The sequence below is a fragment of the Streptomyces sp. NPDC058955 genome (genome assembly GCF_042741435.1).
Taxonomy (GTDB): domain Bacteria; phylum Actinomycetota; class Actinomycetes; order Streptomycetales; family Streptomycetaceae; genus Streptomyces.
This window is the reverse complement of sequence record NZ_JBHYKM010000038.1, coordinates 25,660-30,400: the sequence shown is the minus strand read 5'-3', so window position 1 is coordinate 30,400 and position 4,741 is coordinate 25,660. Positions and strand designations below refer to the sequence as shown.

Genomic DNA, 4,741 nt, shown 5'->3' with positions numbered 1-4,741 from the left:
GCGGGGCGGGGGGTGTGCCTCCGCCCCCCCCCCGGGGGGGGGGGGGGGCGGGGGGGCGCCCCCCGCGCGCCCCGCCGCCCGCCCCCGCGGAACTGGTTCCTCGCGGCGGGCGGCGAAGCGCTCGCTCGGCACCCACTGGTACGCCTGGGCGATGATCGCCCCGGTGGTGATCGTGATCGGCGTGATCATCGGCTATCCGCTGGTCCGCGGCATCTACCTGTCGTTCACCGACGCCAACGAGCGCAACGTCGCGCGGTCGATCGGCGTCAACGAGATCCCGGCCACCTACGAGTTCATCGGCCTGGACAACTACACCGACGCGATCACCGGCAGCCAGTTCCTCGGCACCCTCGGGTGGACGATCGTCTGGACCGTGTCCTGTGTGGCGCTCACCTTCGTCCTCGGCCTGGCCCTCGCCAACATCCTCAACCGGAAGATCGCCGGCCGCTCCGTCTACCGGATGATGCTCATCCTGCCCTGGGCGGTCCCCGGCTTCGTCTCGGTCTTCGCCTGGCGCTTCCTCTACGACGAGCGCCGCGGCCTGCTCAACCAGATCCTCTCCGGGGTCGGCCTCGACGCCGTCCCGTGGCTCAACGACCCGCTGATGGCCAAGTTCGCCGTCATCGCCGTCAACGTCTGGCTCGGCGTCCCCTTCATGATGGTCGCCCTCCTCGGCGGCCTCCAGTCCATCCCCGGCGAGCTCTACGAGGCCGCCGAGATGGACGGCGCCAACGCCTGGCAGCGCTTCCGCAACATCACCATGCCGGGGCTGCGCTCCGTCTCGACCACGGTCCTGCTGCTCTCCACCATCTGGACCTTCAACATGTTCCCGGTGATCTTCCTGCTCACCCGGGGCGGACCCGGCGAGGCGACGCAGATCCTCGTCACCCAGGCGTACAAGTTCTCCTTCGAGATCAGCCCGCGCGACTTCGCCCAGTCGTCCACGTGGGGCGTCCTCATCCTGGTGCTCCTGATGATCTTCGCCGCGATCTACCAGCGCGTCCTCCGCAAGCAGGGAGAAGTCTGGTGACCACCACGACCCCCACGGCCCACCGCCGCGCCCCGCAGACCGTGAACGCACCGGTCCGCGGCCGCCGTTCGCCGCTCGCCTCGGTGGCGCTGCACGTCACCCTGATCGTCGCCTCCGTCGTCGCCGTCTTCCCGGTGCTGTGGGTCCTGCTGACCTCGCTCAAGCCGGCGAAGTACGCGACCACCACGGACTTCTTCAAGGAGACGACGTTCGAGAACTACACGAACCTGCTGCGGGACACCCCGTTCCTCACCTGGTTCGGGAACTCGCTCCTCGTCGCCGCGCTCACCACCGTCGTCGGCGTCTTCATCTCCGCCACCACCGGCTACGCGGTCAGCCGCTTCCGCTTCCCCGGCAAGCGCGGCCTGATGTGGACCCTGCTCGTCACCCAGATGTTCCCGGTCGCCGTCCTCATCGTGCCGATCTACAACATCATGGCGTCGCTGGGACTGCTCAACCAGTCGGCCGGCCTGGTCATCACCTACCTGACCATCGCCGTCCCGTTCTGCGCCTGGATGATGAAGGGCTTCTTCGACGGCATCCCGCGCGAGATCGACGAGTCCGGATACGTCGACGGGCTCACCCCCTTCGGCACCTTCTGGCGGCTGATCCTGCCGCTCGCCAAGCCGGGCATCGCGGTGACCGCCTTCTACTCCTTCATCACCGCCTGGGGCGAGGTCGCCTACGCCTCCGCCTTCATGGTCGGCGACGAGAACCTGACGCTCGCCGGCGGCCTGCAGAAGTTCGTCAACCAGTACGGGGCCCAGTGGGGTCCGATGACGGCGGCCTCCGTCCTCATCGCCATCCCCGCGGCCCTGGTGTTCCTCTTCGCCCAGCGTCACCTCGTCACCGGCATGTCCGCCGGCGCGGTGAAGGGCTGACGGCCCTGAGTGCCGAACCCGTACGCCCCTCCTTACCTCCCAGGGAAGACATGACCCAGCATCTCGCCGCCCCCGCCGCCTCCACCACCGGCACCGACACGGGCTGGTGGAGAGAAGCGGTGATCTACCAGGTCTACCCGCGCAGCTTCGCCGACGGCAACGGCGACGGCATGGGCGACCTGGTGGGCATCCGCAGCCGGCTGCCGTACCTCAAGGAGCTCGGCGTCGACGCCGTCTGGCTCTCCCCCTTCTACGCCTCCCCGCAGGCCGACGCCGGGTACGACGTCGCCGACTACCGGGCCATCGACCCGATGTTCGGCTCGCTGCTCGACGCCGACGCCCTGATCCGCGAGGCCCACGACCTGGGCCTGCGCATCATCGTCGACCTGGTCCCCAACCACTCCTCCGACCAGCACGAGTGGTTCCAGCGCGCCCTGCGCGAGGGCCCCGGCTCCCCGCTCCGCGAGCGCTACCACTTCCGCCCCGGCAAGGGCGAGAACGGCGAACTCCCGCCCAACGACTGGGAGTCCATCTTCGGCGGCCCCGCCTGGACCCGGGTCGAGGACGGCGATTGGTACCTTCACCTCTTCGCGCCCGAGCAGCCCGACTTCAACTGGGAGCACCCGGCCGTCCGCGACGAGTTCCGCTCGATCCTGCGCTTCTGGCTGGACATGGGCGTCGACGGCTTCCGCGTCGATGTCGCCCACGGCCTGGTCAAGGCCGCCGGCCTGCCCGACATCGGCGCCCACGACCAGCTGAAGCTGCTCGGCAACGACGTCATGCCCTTCTTCGACCAGGACGGCGTCCACGAGATCTACCGCTCCTGGCGCAAGATCCTCGCGGAATACGACGGTCAGCGCGTCCTCGTCGCCGAGGCGTGGACCCCGACCGTCGACCGCACCGCCAACTACGTGCGCCCCGACGAGATGCACCAGGCGTTCAACTTCCAGTACCTGGGCACCCACTGGGACGCGGCCGAGCTGCGCGCCGTGATCGACGCCTCGCTGGAGGCGATGCGCACCGTCGGCGCCCCCACCACCTGGGTGCTGTCCAACCACGACGTCACCCGGCACGCCACCCGCTTCGCCAACCCGGCGGGCCTCGGCACCCAGCTGCGCACCCCCGGCGACCGCGAGCTCGGGCTGCGCCGGGCCCGCGCCGCGACCCTGCTGATGCTGGCGCTGCCCGGCTCCGCCTACGTCTACCAGGGCGAGGAGCTGGGCCTCCCGGACGTCACCGACCTGCCCGACGAGGTGCGCCAGGACCCGTCCTTCTTCCGGGCCACCGGCCAGGACGGCTTCCGCGACGGCTGCCGGGTGCCGATCCCGTGGACCGTCGAGGGCTCCTCGTACGGCTTCGGCGACGGCGGCTCCTGGCTGCCGCAGCCCGCGACCTGGGGCGCCCTGAGCGTCGAGGCGCAGACCGGCGACCCCGGTTCCACCCTGGAGCTGTACCGCAGCGCGCTCGCCGTACGGCGCGAGCGTCCCGAACTCGGTGCGGGCGAGGCCGTGGAGTGGCTGGAGGCACCCGAGGGTGTGCTCTCCTTCCGCCGCGACGGCTTCGTCTGCACCGCCAACACCACCGGCCGGGCCATCTCCGTCCCGCTGCCCGGCCGGTATCTGCTCGGCAACGACGAGGTCCGCGTCGTTCCCGCCGATGGCGAGGACACCGTGGAGATCCCCGCCGACACCACCGTCTGGTGGGCGGTGTGACGATCCCCCCGCCGCGGGGCACCGGCAACGGCGCCCCGCGGCTCGCGGACATCGCGGCCCAGTCCGGGGTCAGCGAGGCCACCGTCAGCCGGGTCCTCAACGGCAAGGCGGGGGTGGCCGGCGCGACCCGGCACAAGGTGCTCGCCGCGCTCGACGTGCTCGGCTACGAGCGGCCGGTACGCCTCCGGCGCCGCAGCGCGGGCCTGGTCGGACTCGTGGTGCCCGAGCTGACCAACCCGATCTTCCCGGCCTTCGCGCAGGTGGTCGAACAGGTCCTGGCCGGGCACGGCTACACGCCGGTGCTCTGCACCCAGATGCCCGGCGGCGCCACCGAGGACGAGCTGGTCGACCAGCTCGTCGAGCGCGGGGTGGCCGGCATCGTCTTCCTCTCCGGGCTGCACGCGGACGCCTCCGCCGACCCGGCGCGGTACGCCCGGCTGACCGAGCGGGGGGTGCCGTACGTCCTCATCAACGGCTACCACGAGCGGATCGACGCCACCTTCGTCTCTCCGGACGACCGGGCCGCGGCCCGGATGGCCGTGCGGCACCTGGCCGAGCTCGGGCACGAGCGGATCGGCCTCGCCATCGGCCCCACCCGGTACGTGCCCTCGCGCCGCAAGGCGGAGGGCTTCGCCGCCGAGCTGTACGAGATGCTGGGCGTCGAGCGGTCGGACGCCGAACGCTTCGTGCGGTCCACCCTGTTCGGCGTCGAGGGCGGGCACGCGGCCGCCGAGACCCTGCTCGACCAGGGCTGCACGGGCATCGTCTGCGGCTCCGACCTGATGGCGCTCGGCGTCGTCCGAGCGGCCCGCGCCCGCGGCCTCGACGTGCCCCGGGACGTCTCCGTCGTCGGCTTCGACGACTCCCCGCTGATCGCCTTCACCGACCCGCCGCTGACCACCGTGCGCCAGCCCGTGCAGGCCATGGCGACGGCGGCCGTCGGCGCGCTCCTGGAGGAGATCGAGGGCAGCCCGGTGCAGCGCACCGAGTTCGTCTTCCAGCCGGAGCTGGTCGTGGGGGGGGCCCCCCCCCCCCCCCCCCCCCCCCCGGCGCGTATACAACAAAGTACCGGCCCCCGGATGTGCCAGGGGTTATATCCGGGGGGGGCGGGGGCAGTT

4 protein-coding genes are annotated in these 4,741 nt (G+C 71.5%); all 4 read left to right on the top strand.

Going from position 1 to position 4,741, the window contains the following annotated elements; translation table 11 throughout:
* The coding region (locus ACFW1I_RS17145; protein WP_384670472.1) for a carbohydrate ABC transporter permease at nt 1–1,030 on the top strand (1,030 nt) is incomplete at its 5' end.
* The gene (locus tag ACFW1I_RS17140; protein WP_384670470.1) at nt 1,027–1,911 is read left to right on the top strand and encodes a sugar ABC transporter permease; all 885 of its coding nucleotides are present in this window, start codon (nt 1,027–1,029) and stop codon (nt 1,909–1,911) included. The genes ACFW1I_RS17145 and ACFW1I_RS17140, both read left to right, overlap by 4 nt.
* Nucleotides 1,912–1,961: 50 nt before the next feature.
* Nucleotides 1,962–3,623: a glycoside hydrolase family 13 protein gene (locus tag ACFW1I_RS17135; RefSeq protein WP_384670469.1), complete on the top strand. Its 1,662-nt coding sequence runs from the start codon at nt 1,962–1,964 to the stop codon at nt 3,621–3,623.
* A partial coding sequence (locus ACFW1I_RS17130; RefSeq protein WP_384670468.1) for a LacI family DNA-binding transcriptional regulator occupies nt 3,611–4,741 on the top strand: 1,131 nt, incomplete at its 3' end. The genes ACFW1I_RS17135 and ACFW1I_RS17130, both read left to right, overlap by 13 nt.